Genomic DNA, 12,586 nt, shown 5'->3' on the forward strand with positions numbered 1-12,586 from the left:
TCAGCCGCCGAGCAGGGCGCCGGGGGTCAGCCCGGTCAGCGCGCGCACCTCGCGGCTGAGGTGCGGCTGGTCGGCGTACCCGGCGCGATGGGCCACCTCGGCGACGGGCAGGCCGGCGGCGGCCAGTTCCCGGGCCCGGCCCAGGCGCAGGATGCGGCCGAGGGTCTTGGGGCCGTAGCCGAAGGCGTCGCGGGAGAGCTGGTGGAGGCGGCGGGGACCTACGCCGAGGTTCTTCGCCGCCCCGGCGACGGGGGTGCCGGCGGCGAGCAGGGTCACGAGCTGGGACAGGCGCGGGTCCGGCGCCGGGCGCTCGGCCGCGCGGCGCGCGGCCCAGGCGTCGAGGGCACGGCCGGGCGCCGGGGCCGCCTCCAGGTGTCCGGCCAGCGCGCGGACCTGGGAGGCGGGCCACAGGTCGGCCAGCTCCACCCGCCGGTCGCGCACTTCGAACGGGGCGACGCCGAGCAGGGCCGGAGCGACGCCTGGGGCGAACCGGACGGCGGCGTACCGGGTGCCGGGGACATCGGTGGCCGGGTGCGGGCCGGTGTCGGGCCCGGCGACGGTGAGCCGCCCGGGACCACCGTCCGGCGGGCGGGTCCAGAGCAGGTCCATGCAGCCGTCGGGCAGCACCGGCCGCACGGGCCCGGAGGGCAGGGTGCGCGACCACAGCACCGCTCCCGGGAGGCCGGCGGGCCGCTCCCGGTACGCGCCGGGGCCGACGACCTCGGGCTCGACGGGCTCGCCGGGGCGCACGGGGTCAGCGGTCACGGTCGCCGAAGCGGTCGCCCGGGGGGTACGCCGGCTCCGGCGGGCCGGAGGGGCGCGGGGCGGGGGTGCCGTTGTGGGGGGACCCGGTGCGGTCCGGCCCGGTCCCCGCGGGCCGGTCCGGGGCCGGGGTCTCCTCCGCGGCGCCGCCCCGGCGGGTCTGCCCGCGCAGGCGGCCGGTGACGTCCTCGGGCGGCAGGAACCTGGACCAGCGTTCGGGGAACTCGGAGGGCGGCACGTCCGGGTCGTCCGGGTCGTCCGGCCCGGCCCGGCCGGCGGCGGTCCGGGCGGCGGCCGCGCGCTCCTCGCGTGCGGCGGCGGTGGCCACCGAGGGCCAGACATGGTCGATGGCGGCGTTGACGGCCGCGCCGACCAGCACCGCGAAGGCCGAGACGCCGATCCACAGCAGCACGGCGACGGGCGCGGCCAGCGAACCGTAGATGGTGGGGCCCTCGACGGTGTTGGTCAGGTAGATCCGCAGCAGGAAGCTGCCGAGGACCCACATGCCGAGCGCGACCAGCGCGCCCGGGGTGTCCTCGATCCAGGGGGCGCGGACCGGGACCGAGACGTGGTAGAGCGTGGTCAGGAAGATCACCGAGAGGACCAGGATGACCGGCCAGTAGAGCAGCTGGATCAGGTTCTCGCCCCAGGGCACCATGGAGACGAGGGTGTCCGGGCCGATCACCATGAGCGGCAGCACCACCGAGCCCATCAGCAGGGCGACGATGAAGAGGCCGAAGGCCAGCAGCCGCGTCTTGACGATGCCGCGCACGCCGTCCAGCCCGTACATGACGGTGATGGTGTCGATGAAGACGTTGACCGCGCGCGAGCCGGACCACAGAGCCAGCAGGAAGCCGATGGAGATCAGGTCGGGGCTGCCCCCTTTGGTGACGTCGTGCAGGATCGGCTGTGCGATCTCGCGGACGCCCTGGTCGGAGAGGACCGCGCGGGACGCCTCCAGGATGTTCTGCTCCACGCTGGCGATGGTGTCGGCGCCGGTCCAGCTGTCGACATAGCCGAGCAGGCCGACCAGGCTGAGCAGCAGCGGCGGCACGGAGAGCAGCGTGAAGAACGCGGCCTCCGCGGCCAGCCCGAGGATGCGGTACTCCATGCAGGAGTTGACGGCGTCCTTCAGCAGCAGCCAGGCGGTTCTCCGTTTCGACACGTTGCGGTAGTGCGCACGAACCCGTCGAAGTCGGCCGGAGGGCCGCTCGGGTGTTTCCTTTGCCTGGTCCACCTCTTTACCGTAGCGGCATGGCAGCCAGCACCCACACCGTGACCAATCAGCCTCCGCCCCTGGTCGGGTATGACGTCTACACGGCGGACCGGGCGCTCACCGAGGGCGTGGAACGCCATCTGGACCCGGCGCTGCTCGACGAGGCGCACACGGAACTCTCCGAACTCGGGCGTGCCGCCGGTTCCGCGCAGGCCCAGGAGTGGGGCGTCCTCGCCAACGGGAACAGCCCGGTGCTGCGCACCCACGACCGGTACGGCCACCGCGTCGACGAGGTCGACTTCCACCCCGCCTGGGACCGGCTGCTGGGCCATGCCGTGTCGGCGGGACTCACCGCCGCGTGGTCGCGGCCCGGCGGGCACCTGCGGCGCGCGGCCGGGTTCCTGGTGTGGACGCAGGCGGAGGCGGGGCACGGCTGCCCGCTGTCGATGACGCACGCGGCGGTCCCCGCGCTGCGCCGCGAACCGGAACTGGCCGCCTTCTGGGAACCGCTGCTCACCTCGCGGACGTACGACCCGGGGCTGCGGCCCGCCGCCGAGAAGGCCGGCGCGCTGTTCGGGATGGGGATGACCGAGAAGCAGGGCGGCAGCGACGTCCGGGCCAACACCACCCGCGCCGAACCGCTCGCCGAGGCCGGCACGTACCTGCTGACGGGGCACAAGTGGTTCTGCTCGGCGCCGATGTCCGACGGTTTCCTGGTGCTCGCCCAGGCCCCCGAGGGGCTCTCCTGCTTCCTGGTGCCCCGGGTGCTGGAGGACGGGGGCCGCAACCCCTTCGCCATCCAGCGGCTCAAGGACAAGCTGGGCAACCGGTCCAACGCCTCCGGCGAGGTCGAGTTCGACGGGACCTGGGCGCGGCGGGTCGGTGACGAGGGGCGCGGGGTGCGCACCATCATCGACATGGTCGCCGCGACCCGCCTGGACTGCGTCCTCGGCAGCGCGGCGACGATGCGGCAGGCGACCGCGCAGGCGCTGCACCACGCGGCCCACCGCTCGGCCTTCGGCGGACTGCTGGCCGACAAGCCGCTGATGCGCAACGTCCTCGCCGACCTCGCGGTGGAGTCGGAGGCCGCGACCACACTGGCGCTGCGGCTGGCCGCCGCGTACGACGACGGAAGCGAGGCCGAGCAGGCGTTTCTGCGGATCGCGGTGCCGGTCGCCAAGTACTGGGTGACCAAGCGGTGCACCGCGGTGGCCGCCGAGGCGCTGGAGTGCCTGGGCGGCAACGGCTACGTGGAGGAGTCGGGCATGCCCCGGCTGCTGCGGGAGTCCCCGCTCAACTCCCTCTGGGAGGGGTCGGGCAACGTGCAGGCCCTCGACGTGCTGCGCGCGATGGGCCGCGAGCCCGCCGCGCTCGACGCCTTCCTCTCCGAGGTGGGGCCGGCACGCGGCGCCGACCACCGGCTCGACGGGGCGGTCAAGCAGCTCCTGACCGAGCTGGCCGACCTCGACGGGATCGAGGGGCGGGCCCGGCGGCTGGTCGAGCGGATGGCGCTGGTGCTCCAGGGCTCGCTGCTCGTGCGCTTCGCGCCGCCGGAGGTCGCCGACGCCTTCTGCGCCTCCCGCCTGGGCGGCGACTGGGGCCACGCCTTCGGCACCCTGCCCCACACGCTCGATCTGGGCGCCGTGGTCGAACGGGCGACGCCGCGGCTGTGAGCCGGCGCCTCGGGTGCCCGGCCGGGGCGGCGGGCACTCAGGGGCGCAGGACGATCTTCCCCACGTGGCGCCTGCGGGCCAGCTCCTCCTGGGCCTCGGCGGCCTGGTCGAGCGGGAAGGCCGCGGCCACCAGCGGACGGACGTCGCCGCGGCGGGCCAGCTCCATGAGCAGGGCGAAGTGGGCGGGCGTGTGCATGGCCGAGCCGATGACCTGCGCGTTGTGCAGGTAGAGACGGCGTACGTCGAAGGCCACCTCGTACCCGGCGAGCGCGCCCGCGACCACCCAGCGGCCCCCTTCCCGCAGCAGCGGCAGCCCGTCCCCCAACAGCTCGCCGGCCACCACGTCGAGACCGACGTCGATGCCGTCCGGGGCGGCGGCGCGCACCTGCTCGATCACGTCCCCCGCCCGGTCGGCCACGTGGTGCGCGCCCGCTTCACGCACCGCCTCGGTCTTGCCGCCGCTGCTGACGGCGACCACCCGGGCGCCGCGCGCGCGGGCGGTCTGCACGAGGGCGATGCCCACCCCTCCGGACGCCCCGGAGACCAGAACGGTCTCCCCCTTCCGCAGCCGGCCTCGCTCGATCATGCCGAGCGCGGTGCCGTAGGCGGTCGGCAGCGTCGCGAGCTGCTCGTCGGTGAGCGGGGAGTCCGTCATGTCGTGCACCTGCTCCGCCGGCGCCGTGACGTACTCGGCGTAGCCGCCGTCGCGTTCGCTGCCCATCAGGCCGACCGGGTTCGCGTCCGGCCCCGGGCCGTCGTAGAGCGCGGGGTCGATCACCACCCGGCGCCCCACGAGACCGGCGTCGACGCCCGGGCCGACCGCCGCGACGCGGCCGGCCACGTCGGCGCCCTGGATACGGGGGAAGGCGAGCGGGCCGCGCCACCCCGACCGGGCCGCCGGGTCCCCGGGGCGGCCGTACGCCCCCTCGCGGGTCCACAGGTCGGTGTTGTTCAGGGCGACCGCGGCCACCTCGACCAGGACGTCCCCGGCCGCCGGGACCGGTACGGGCACCTCGGCCCGTTCGAGGACCTCCGGCCCCCCGTGCCCGGTGATCCGTACCGCTCGCATGGACTCGGGCAGAGCCATGGCCATGACCTCCTCGCAGGTATACTGATCGGTGAACTTCCCCCACCGTACACCGATCAGTGAAGGAGGCGAGGTGGACGCGACGGAGACCCGGCCCCTGACCGCGGCCGGACGGCGCATCGCCGACGCGGCCGAGGAACTGTTCTACGAGCGGGGGATCACCGGCGTCGGCGTCGACCTGATCGCCGAGCACTCAGGCGTGACCAAGCGGACCCTGTACAACCAGTTCGGCTCGAAGGACCACCTGGTCGCGGTCTACCTGACCGAACGCGACCGGCGCTGGCGCTCCCTCGTCCAGGCCACGGTGGACGCCTCCGCCACCCCGCGCGATGCCGTCCTCGCCCCCTTCGAGGCCCTGGCCACCTGGAGCGCGACGAACACCCGCGGCTGCGCCTTCATCAACGCCCTCGCCGAACTCCCCGACCCCGCGCACCCGGCCCACCACATCGCCACCGCCCAGAAACTCTGGCTCCTCGACCTCTTCGAAACCCTGGCCGCCGCCGCGGACTGCCCCGCCCCCACTTCCCTGGCCCGTCAGCTCCTCCTCCTCCACGAGGGCGCCCTCGCCACCCAGCCCCTCCGCCTCGACACCCTCACCGAGGCCACGGCCTTGGCCCGCAGCCTGATCATCTCCGCCACCCCACACTGACCGGCACCCGGAAGGACCGGACGATGCGGCAGACCGAACCACCCCGGACCCGGCCAGGACATCACCCAACGCGCCCACGACCCCTGGGACCGCCCCCACCTCACCCTGGACACCGCAGGCAAGCCACCGGAACACACCATCACGGAACTCACCGACACCCTCGGCATCACCCCCTGACTCGCCCCGCCCGCATTCCCCGGAGCACGGGCGGACCACTGGCAGAGCCCTCGGTGGCGGACCACTCGCGGAACACCGAAGGACGACTCAAGCCCACCAGAATCAGCCCGTCCGGCGTTTGAGGACACCCCATCCCAGCCGTCCACAGCCCGAGGACACCCCCAAGCCCGTCCGGCGCCTGAGGACAAAAAAAGGGGGTGATGCCGCGCCGACACGGCACCACCCCGAAGCAGCCACCCCCTCGGCCGGAGCCGAAGGCGAAACCACCCCCCAAGCTTCATCCCCCGCCCCACCTGGCACGAGAGTTGCAAAGGGTTGCAGCCCGATCGGCGAAGTCCACCCCCGCACCCCCCGCTCCCAGGCACGATGTCCCCAGCGCCCCCGCGCCGCACCCCACGCGGAGCGCTCACCCGGGCGATGATCGAGGAGTAACACCGTGACCCAGGCAGCCATCGACCTAGGCCGCTTAGCCGGCCGGGACGTGGGCCGCGCGGCGAGACTGACGGCCGAGGCGCACGCGGCAGCCCTCTCGGGCAAGGCGCCGGCCGTCCCGCCCCGCCCGGAGATAGGCGCGTCCTGGGAGCGCATGTTGCGCCGGGGGGTCGACCCGGAGCGGGCGGTCCGTCCTCGCCCGCTCTCCTCGACGGAGCTGGCCGAGCGTCGGCAGCGCTCGCACCTGGCCGAGGTGCTGCCGCTGCTGCGGGACGGCCTGGTCTCGGTGGCGGAGTCGGCGCAGCACGTCATGGTGGTGTGCGACGCGGACGGCGTCGTGCTGTGGCGGGAGGGCCATCAGGCCGTGCTGCGCCACGCGGACGCGATAGGTCTGGCCCCGGGTACCGACTGGCGCGAGGCCACCTCGGGCACCAACGGCCTCGGCACCCCGCTGGTGGCGCGCCGGCCGGTTCAGGTCTTCTCCGCCGAGCACTTCGTCCGCACCCATCACCGGTGGACGTGTTCGGGGGCCCCGATCACCGATCCGCGCGACGGCCGGCTGCTGGGCGTGGTCGACGTGAGCGGCCTGCTGGACACCCTGCACCCGGCGATGCTGAAGCTGGTGGAGTCGGTGGCGAAGCTGGCCGAGGCGGAGCTGCGCGCCCGCCATCTGCGGAGCCTGGAGCGGCTGCGTTCGGTCTCGGCGCCGCTGCTGGCGCGGATCGGCGGGCGGGCCGTGGCGGTGGACGAGACGGGCTGGGTCGCGGCGGTGACCGGGATGGCGCCGGTGGACCGGCTGCCGCTGCCCCGCAGGCTGAGCGCCGGCCCGGTCCGACTGAGCCCGCTCGGGCTCTGCTCGGCCGAGCCGCTGCCCGGTGGCTGGTTGCTGCGCCCGGCCGCCCGACCGCGTCCGGGGGCGGCCCGGCTGTCACTGGACCTGTCGGAGCCGGGGAGGCCGTCGCTGACGGTGGCGGGCGGGATCGGCTCGTGGACGCACGACCTCTCCCCCCGCCACGCCGAGCTGCTGTTCCTGCTGGCGGGTGAGGAGGCGGGCACCTCGGCCGCGGCTCTGGCCGAGGCGGTCTTCGGGGACCCGGGCCGCCGGGTGACGGTCCGGGCGGAGCTGTCGCGGATGCGGCGCTACCTGGGCGAGCTGCTGGAGCACCGCCCCTACCGCTTCCGGGAGGGCACCGGCGTGGAGGTGGTGCTCCCCGAGGACCGGTCGGCGCTGCTGCCGCACTCGCTGGCCCCGGCGGTGGTGCGGGCCCGCGCGGAGGCGGCGCCGCGCCGCTGAGCCTGGCGTGGGCCGGGCGGGAGGCGGGTCGGGGGACGGGCGGGGCGCATGGTTGCCTGGTCGTATGAGCATCACCGTGACCACCTGGTATCTGGAACAGACCTCCGCCGCGGACCTGCGGCCCGCCACCTCGGCGCGTGCCGCCGCCGCGGGCCGGGCCGCCGAGGGCCCGCTGATCATGCGGGCCGAGACTCCTTCCCCGGAGTTCAGCCGCTTCCTGTACGCCTCGGTCGGCCAGGACATCCGCTGGACGGACCGGCTGTCGATGAGCTGGGCGGAGTGGGAGCGGGCGGTCTGCCGCCCCGAGGTGGAGACCTGGGTGGCCTACGACCGGGGGACGCCCGCCGGGTACGCGGAGCTGGAGGCGGCCACGGACGGCTCGGTGGAGATCGTGTACTTCGGGCTGATCCCCGCCTTCCGGGGGCGGGGCATCGGTGGGCCGCTGCTGTCGGAGGCGGTGGCGCGCGCCTGGGACCTCGGTGAGCGGCGGGAGGGCTTCGTGCCGACGAAGCGGGTGTGGCTGCACACCTGCAGCAAGGACGGGCCGCACGCGATGGACAACTACCTGCGGCGCGGTTTCCGGCTGTACCGCACCGAGACCGCCGAGGAGGACGAGGTGGCCACGCCCGGCCCGTGGCCGGACGCGGGGCCGCTGCCGTACGACGGCGAGACGGCCGGGCGGCCGGTCGCCGGAGACTGACGCCGCGTCAGGAACGGGCTGTCCGGCACCGCGTGACCGATACATCCGTAACACCCCTGTTCGACCGGGCGCCCCGCCGGTCGCCACCTCCCCCACTGACACCCTTGTCCCACGATTCGGGACAAGGGTGTCCGCATTTTGGATTACAGTGGACTGCCGCGAGAGGGCCGTGCCACGCTTCCGTCATGTCTACAGCTGGAACTGCCTTGGTGAGTCGGCGGCACGTCGATCTCGGCCGCATGTCCAGCGCCATCTGTCGGGCGCGCTGCTAGCCCCTGCAGCACCAGCCCCACCCCCCTTTCCCAGCCCGGCCCGCACCACGTCGCGCACGCCTGCGCGCTCGCACGTATGCCCAGGTCAGAGCCGCTTCCTGCTGTCCCGAAGGACGTACCATCCATGGCCGCAACCTCGCAGGACCCCGCTGCCGCCACGCCGCGCCGCAAGGCGGGCCGCCACCGTGGAGAAGGTCAGTGGGCCGTGGGTCACTTCACCCCGCTGAACGGCAACGAACAGTTCAAGAAGGATGACGACGGTCTCAATGTGCGGACACGTATTGAGACGATCTACTCCAAGCGCGGTTTCGACTCCATCGACCCCAACGACCTGCGCGGCCGCATGCGCTGGTGGGGTCTGTACACCCAGCGCCGGCCCGGCATCGACGGCGGCAAGACGGCCGTACTGGCGCCGGAGGAGCTGGACGACGAGTACTTCATGCTCCGCGTGCGGGTCGACGGCGGCCGCCTGACGACCAGGCAACTACGGGTGGTCGGGGAGATCTCCCAGGAGTTCGCCCGGGGCACCGCCGACATCACCGACCGGCAGAACATCCAGTACCACTGGATCCGCATCGAGGACGTCCCCGAGATCTGGAACCGGCTGGAGGCCGTCGGCCTGTCGACCACCGAGGCGTGCGGTGACACCCCGCGCGTCATCCTCGGCTCGCCGGTCGCCGGGATCGCCGAGGACGAGATCGTCGACGGCTCCTGGGCCGTCGACGAGATCCAGCGCCGCGTCATCGGCAACCCGGCCTTCTCCAACCTGCCCCGCAAGTTCAAGTCGGCGATCTCCGGCTCACCGCTGCTGGACGTCGCCCACGAGATCAACGACGTCTCCTTCGTCGGGGTCCGCCACCCCGAGCTGGGCCCCGGCTTCGACCTGTGGGTCGGCGGCGGCCTCTCCACCAACCCCAAGATCGGCCGGCGCCTCGGCGCCTGGGTGCCGCTGGAGGAGGTGCCCGAGGTCTTCGAGGGTGTCATCTCCATCTTCCGCGACCACGGCTACCGCCGCCTGCGCAACCGCGCCCGCCTGAAGTTCCTCCTCGCCGACTGGGGCACCGAGAAGTTCCGCCGGGTCCTGGAGGAGGACTACCTCGGCCGCCGGCTCACCGACGGCCCCGCCCCCGAGCAGCCGGTGGCCCGCTGGCGCGACCACATCGGCGTCCACCGGCAGCGGGACGGCCGCTACTACGTCGGCTTCGCCCCGCGCGTCGGCCGCGTCGACGGCGCCACCCTCACCAAGATCGCCGAGCTGGCGGAGGCGCACGGCTCCGGCCGCCTGCGCACCACCGTCGAGCAGAAGATGATCGTGCTCGACGTCGAGGAGGACCAGGTCGCCCCGCTCAGCGCCGGCCTGGAGGCACTCGGCCTGGCGACCACCCCCTCGCCGTTCCGGCGCGGCACGATGGCCTGCACCGGCATCGAGTTCTGCAAGCTGGCCATCGTCGAGACCAAGGCGCGCGGCGCCGCGCTCATCGACGAACTGGAACGCCGCATCCCGGAGTTCGACGAGCCGATCACCATCAACCTGAACGGCTGCCCGAACGCCTGCGCCCGCATCCAGGTCGCCGACATCGGCCTCAAGGGCCAGCTCGTGACCGGCCCCGACGGGCAGCAGGTCGAGGGGTTCCAGGTGCACCTGGGCGGGGCGCTCGGACTGGAGGCCGGGTTCGGCCGCAAGGTGCGCGGGCTGAAGGTCACCGCCGACGAACTCCCCGACTACGTCGAGCGGGTGCTCAAGCGCTTCCAGGAGGAGCGCGAGGACGGCGAGCGGTTCGCGAGCTGGGCCGCCCGGGCCGACGAGGAGGCCCTGTCGTGAGCGAGCGCGCCGCCCCCTTCCACTGCCCGTACTGCGGTGACGAGGACCTTCGCCCCGGCGAGCAGGGCCACGGCGCCTGGGAGTGCGCCGGCTGCAACCGGGCGTTCCAGCTGAAGTTCCTGGGCCTGCTGACCAGCGGGCTCACCCGTGGCACCACCGCAGAGGGCGAGGCGACATGAGCGGGACACGCACCGACCCGGCCGGCGCCGGCGAGGCGGAACTGCGGGCGCTCGCCGAGCGCGCCGGGACCGAGTTGGAGGAAGCGGCCGCGCCGGAGATCGTGCGCTGGGCCGCCGACACCTTCGGCGAGCGGTTCTGCGTCACCTCCTCGATGGAGGACGCGGTCGTCGCCCACCTCACCTCCCGCGTGCGGCCCGGCGTGGACGTCGTCTTCCTCGACACCGGCTACCACTTCCCGGAGACCATCGGCACCCGCGACGCCGTCGCCGCCGTCCTCGACGTCAACGTCCTCACTCTGACGCCCCGCCAGTCCGTGGCCGAGCAGGACGCCGAGTACGGCCCGAGGCTGCACGACCGCGACCCCGACCTGTGCTGTGCCCTGCGCAAGGTCGAGCCGCTGGAGGAGGGCCTGTCCGGGTACGCCGCCTGGGCGACCGGGCTGCGCCGCGACGAGTCGCCGACCCGCGCGGACACCCCGGTCGTCGGCTGGGACGCGCGCCGCCGCAAGGTCAAGGTCTCCCCCATCGCCCGCTGGACCCAGGACGACGTCGACGCGTACGTCGCCCGGTACGGCGTACTCACCAACCCGCTGCTCACCGAGGGCTACGCCTCCGTCGGCTGCGCCCCCTGCACCCGCCGCGTGGCGGCCGGGGAGGACGCACGGTCCGGACGGTGGGCGGGCACCGGCAAGACCGAGTGCGGGCTGCACGGCTGAGCCATGACCACCACCGACGTACCGCCCGGCAGGGCGGCGACCTCGCAGATCCATCCCCCGCAGCGACATCCGCAGAGGCAGGAGAAGAACGTGACGGGAGCCACCGTCTGGCTCACCGGTCTGCCGAGCGCCGGCAAGACCACCCTGGCCCGGGAACTGGCGGCGCTGCTCGCCGCCGGCGGCCACCGCACCGAGGTGCTCGACGGCGACGAGGTCCGTACCTTCCTCTCGGCCGGCCTCGGCTTCGGCAGGGCCGACCGGGACACCAACGTCCAGCGCATCGGCTTCGTCGCCGAACTCCTCGCCTCCCACGGCGTGACCGTGCTGGTCCCGGTCATCGCGCCGTACGCGCAGAGCCGGGCGGCCGTCCGCGAGCGGCACGCCGAGAACGGCACGCCGTACCTGGAGGTGCACGTCGCCACCCCGGTGGAGGTCTGCGCCGAACGCGACGTGAAGGGCCTGTACGCACGCCAGGCGGCGGGCGAGATCAGCGGCCTGACCGGGGTGGACGACCCCTACGAGGCGCCCGAGGCGCCCGATCTGCGGATCGAGACGCACACCTCGACGGTCGCCGAGTCGGCCGAGTCCCTGCGGGCACTGCTGGCCGGCCTCGGGCTGCTCGCCCCCGGGCGGCCGTCCGGCTCCGACGACGAAAGGCTCAGCGCATGACCACCGTCACCTCCTCCTCGCGGGCCACCGGCCCCGAGACCCCGTACGCGCTGAGCCACCTGGACGCGCTGGAGTCGGAGGCCGTGCACATCTTCCGGGAAGTGGCGGGCGAGTTCGAGCGTCCGGTGATCCTCTTCTCGGGCGGCAAGGACTCCATCGTCATGCTGCACCTGGCGCTGAAGGCGTTCGCCCCGGCGCCGGTGCCCTTCTCGCTGCTGCACGTCGACACCGGTCACAACTTCCCCGAGGTGCTGGCCTACCGGGACCGCGCGGTGGCCCGGCACGGGCTGCGGCTGCACGTCGCCTCGGTGCAGGAGTACATCGACGCGGGCACTCTGCGCGAGCGCCCCGACGGCACCCGCAACCCGCTCCAGACCGTGCCGCTGACCGACGCCATCCGCGAGCACCGCTTCGACGCGGTCTTCGGCGGCGGGCGCCGCGACGAGGAGAAGGCCCGCGCCAAGGAGCGCGTCTTCTCGCTGCGCGACGAGTTCTCCCAGTGGGACCCGCGCCGCCAGCGCCCCGAGCTGTGGCAGCTCTACAACGGCCGCCACGCACCCGGCGAGCACGTCCGCGTCTTCCCCCTCTCCAACTGGACCGAGCTGGACGTCTGGCAGTACATCGCCCGGGAGTCGATCGAACTGCCGGAGATCTACTTCGCCCACCGGCGGCCGGTGTTCCGCCGCGGCGGCATGTGGCTGACGGCCGGCGAGTGGGGCGGCCCGAAGGACGACGAGCCGGTCGAGACCCGCCTGGTGCGCTACCGCACCGTCGGCGACATGTCCTGCACCGGCGCCGTCGACTCCGACGCCACCACGCTGGACGCCGTCATCACCGAGATCGCCGCCTCCCGCCTCACCGAGCGGGGTGCGACCCGCGCCGACGACAAGCTGTCGGAGGCCGCCATGGAGGACCGCAAGCGCGAGGGGTACTTCTGA

The 12,586-nt window shown here is 73.9% G+C and carries 13 protein-coding genes; 10 read left to right on the plus strand and 3 right to left on the minus strand.

Annotated elements, in window-relative coordinates; genetic code table 11:
- Positions 1-765 carry an AraC family transcriptional regulator gene (locus tag Sdia_RS22295; RefSeq protein WP_229830275.1) on the minus strand — a complete coding sequence of 255 codons (765 nt, stop codon included), beginning with the start codon at positions 763-765 and terminating at the stop codon, positions 1-3.
- The gene (locus Sdia_RS22300) at positions 755-1,999 is read right to left on the minus strand and encodes a YihY/virulence factor BrkB family protein (protein WP_189499844.1); all 1,245 of its coding nucleotides are present in this window, start codon (positions 1,997-1,999) and stop codon (positions 755-757) included. The genes Sdia_RS22295 and Sdia_RS22300 overlap by 11 nt, the downstream gene beginning before the upstream one ends.
- A 17-nt stretch (positions 2,000-2,016) precedes the next feature.
- On the opposite strand from Sdia_RS22300, the gene Sdia_RS22305 reads away from it, so the two are divergent.
- Positions 2,017-3,651, plus strand: a complete 1,635-nt coding sequence (locus Sdia_RS22305; protein ID WP_100453423.1) for an acyl-CoA dehydrogenase family protein — start codon at positions 2,017-2,019, stop codon at positions 3,649-3,651.
- 37 nt (positions 3,652-3,688) lie between these two features.
- Here Sdia_RS22305 and Sdia_RS22310 read toward each other — a convergent pair whose 3' ends face one another.
- Positions 3,689-4,738, minus strand: coding sequence for a zinc-binding dehydrogenase (locus tag Sdia_RS22310; protein ID WP_100454283.1), 1,050 nt, complete (start codon positions 4,736-4,738; stop codon positions 3,689-3,691).
- A gap of 73 nt (positions 4,739-4,811) precedes the next feature.
- On the opposite strand from Sdia_RS22310, the gene Sdia_RS22315 reads away from it, so the two are divergent.
- From Sdia_RS22315 to cysD, 9 genes are all read left to right on the plus strand, one after another.
- The gene (locus Sdia_RS22315; protein WP_189499843.1) at positions 4,812-5,387 is read left to right on the plus strand and encodes a TetR/AcrR family transcriptional regulator; all 576 of its coding nucleotides are present in this window, start codon (positions 4,812-4,814) and stop codon (positions 5,385-5,387) included.
- Positions 5,388-6,000: 613 nt separating this feature from the next.
- Positions 6,001-7,290 (plus strand): GAF domain-containing protein, encoded by a 1,290-nt coding sequence (locus Sdia_RS22320; protein WP_100453421.1) that lies wholly within the window; start codon positions 6,001-6,003, stop codon positions 7,288-7,290.
- A 64-nt stretch (positions 7,291-7,354) separates the two neighbouring features.
- Entirely contained in the window at positions 7,355-7,990 is a 636-nt protein-coding gene (locus Sdia_RS22325; RefSeq protein ID WP_189399556.1) for a GNAT family N-acetyltransferase, read from the plus strand.
- A 185-nt stretch (positions 7,991-8,175) separates the two neighbouring features.
- Entirely contained in the window at positions 8,176-8,262 is an 87-nt protein-coding gene (locus Sdia_RS30825) for a putative leader peptide (protein WP_359132871.1), read from the plus strand.
- Positions 8,263-8,386: 124 nt separating this feature from the next.
- Positions 8,387-10,084 carry a nitrite/sulfite reductase gene (locus Sdia_RS22330; protein ID WP_100453419.1) on the plus strand — a complete coding sequence of 566 codons (1,698 nt, stop codon included), beginning with the start codon at positions 8,387-8,389 and terminating at the stop codon, positions 10,082-10,084.
- The gene (locus tag Sdia_RS22335) at positions 10,081-10,263 is read left to right on the plus strand and encodes a hypothetical protein (RefSeq protein ID WP_100453418.1); all 183 of its coding nucleotides are present in this window, start codon (positions 10,081-10,083) and stop codon (positions 10,261-10,263) included. The genes Sdia_RS22330 and Sdia_RS22335 overlap by 4 nt, the downstream gene beginning before the upstream one ends.
- A complete protein-coding gene (locus tag Sdia_RS22340) occupies positions 10,260-10,979 on the plus strand; it encodes a phosphoadenylyl-sulfate reductase (protein ID WP_100453417.1) in 720 nt (239 codons plus the stop codon). Before Sdia_RS22335 ends, Sdia_RS22340 begins: the two co-directional genes overlap by 4 nt.
- A 3-nt stretch (positions 10,980-10,982) precedes the next feature.
- A complete protein-coding gene (cysC, locus tag Sdia_RS22345) occupies positions 10,983-11,648 on the plus strand; it encodes an adenylyl-sulfate kinase (protein WP_115069139.1) in 666 nt (221 codons plus the stop codon).
- Positions 11,645-12,586 carry a sulfate adenylyltransferase subunit CysD gene (gene cysD, locus Sdia_RS22350; RefSeq protein WP_100453415.1) on the plus strand — a complete coding sequence of 314 codons (942 nt, stop codon included), beginning with the start codon at positions 11,645-11,647 and terminating at the stop codon, positions 12,584-12,586. The genes cysC and cysD overlap by 4 nt, the downstream gene beginning before the upstream one ends.

The organism is Streptomyces diastaticus subsp. diastaticus (genome assembly GCF_011170125.1).
In the GTDB taxonomy this organism is placed as follows: domain Bacteria; phylum Actinomycetota; class Actinomycetes; order Streptomycetales; family Streptomycetaceae; genus Streptomyces; species Streptomyces diastaticus.

What these genes read in the sequence shown, in the direction of transcription:
- cysD (WP_100453415.1), top strand. Translation starts at nt 11,645, where the DNA reads ATGACCACCGTCACCTCCTCCTCGCGGGCCACCGGCCCCGAGACCCCG.
- Sdia_RS30825 (WP_359132871.1), top strand. Translation starts at nt 8,176, where the DNA reads ATGTCTACAGCTGGAACTGCCTTGGTGAGTCGGCGGCACGTCGATCTC.
- Sdia_RS22310 (WP_100454283.1), bottom strand. Translation starts at nt 4,738, where the DNA reads ATGGCTCTGCCCGAGTCCATGCGAGCGGTACGGATCACCGGGCACGGG.
- cysC (WP_115069139.1), top strand. Translation starts at nt 10,983, where the DNA reads ATGACCACCACCGACGTACCGCCCGGCAGGGCGGCGACCTCGCAGATC.
- Sdia_RS22330 (WP_100453419.1), top strand. Translation starts at nt 8,387, where the DNA reads ATGGCCGCAACCTCGCAGGACCCCGCTGCCGCCACGCCGCGCCGCAAG.
- Sdia_RS22340 (WP_100453417.1), top strand. Translation starts at nt 10,260, where the DNA reads ATGAGCGGGACACGCACCGACCCGGCCGGCGCCGGCGAGGCGGAACTG.
- Sdia_RS22305 (WP_100453423.1), top strand. Translation starts at nt 2,017, where the DNA reads ATGGCAGCCAGCACCCACACCGTGACCAATCAGCCTCCGCCCCTGGTC.
- Sdia_RS22325 (WP_189399556.1), top strand. Translation starts at nt 7,355, where the DNA reads ATGAGCATCACCGTGACCACCTGGTATCTGGAACAGACCTCCGCCGCG.